This is a genomic window from Microbacterium sp. NPDC080220, assembly GCF_040686395.1.
In the GTDB taxonomy this organism is placed as follows: domain Bacteria; phylum Actinomycetota; class Actinomycetes; order Actinomycetales; family Microbacteriaceae; genus Microbacterium; species Microbacterium gawkjiense.
In genome coordinates, this window is record NZ_JBFBOP010000027.1 from 1 (window position 1) to 1,136 (window position 1,136).

1 rRNA gene is annotated in these 1,136 nt (G+C 54.7%); it reads right to left on the bottom strand.

The window, feature by feature from the left end:
* Window positions 1–1,136: ribosomal RNA gene (locus AB0P29_RS16155) — 23S ribosomal RNA — on the bottom strand; the annotation flags it as partial.

Here is a 1,136-nt window from a genome sequence, read left to right on the forward strand (position 1 = left end):
CCCGAAGGTATGGAAATCTCATCTTGAGGCCGGCTTCCCGCTTAGATGCTTTCAGCGGTTATCCATCCCGAACGTAGCTAACCAGCGGTGCTCTTGGCAGAACAACTGGCACACCAGAGGTTCGTCCAACCCGGTCCTCTCGTACTAGGGTCAGATCCTCTCAAATTTCCTACGCGCGCAGCGGATAGGGACCGAACTGTCTCACGACGTTCTAAACCCAGCTCGCGTACCGCTTTAATGGGCGAACAGCCCAACCCTTGGGACCTACTCCAGCCCCAGGATGCGACGAGCCGACATCGAGGTGCCAAACCATGCCGTCGATATGGACTCTTGGGCAAGATCAGCCTGTTATCCCCGAGGTACCTTTTATCCGTTGAGCGACAGCGCTTCCACAAGCCACTGCCGGATCACTAGTCCCGACTTTCGTCCCTGCTCGACCTGTCAGTCTCACAGTCAAGCTCCCTTGTGCACTTACACTCGCCACCTGATTGCCAACCAGGTTGAGGGAACCTTTGGGCGCCTCCGTTACTTTTTGGGAGGCAACCGCCCCAGTTAAACTACCCACCAGGCACTGTCCCTGAACCGGATTACGGTTCGAAGTTAGATATCCAGAGTGACCAGAGTGGTATTTCAACAACGACTCCACGGTAACTGGCGTCACCGCTTCATAGTCTCCCACCTATCCTACACAAGCCACACCGAACACCAATACCAAGCTGTAGTAAAGGTCACGGGGTCTTTCCGTCCTGCTGCGCGTAACGAGCATCTTTACTCGTAATGCAATTTCGCCGAGTTCGCGGTTGAGACAGTTGGGAAGTCGTTACGCCATTCGTGCAGGTCGGAACTTACCCGACAAGGAATTTCGCTACCTTAGGATGGTTATAGTTACCACCGCCGTTTACTGGGGCTTAAATTCTCAGCTTCGCCTTGCGGCTAACCGGTCCTCTTAACCTTCCAGCACCGGGCAGGCGTCAGTCCGTATACATCGTCTTGCGACTTGGCACGGACCTGTGTTTTTAGTAAACAGTCGCTACCCACTAGTCTCTGCGGCCACCACACCCTTTCCGGAGCAAGTCCGTATAAGTGGATGGCCCCCCTTCTCCCGAAGTTACGGGGGCATTTTGCCGAGTTCCTTA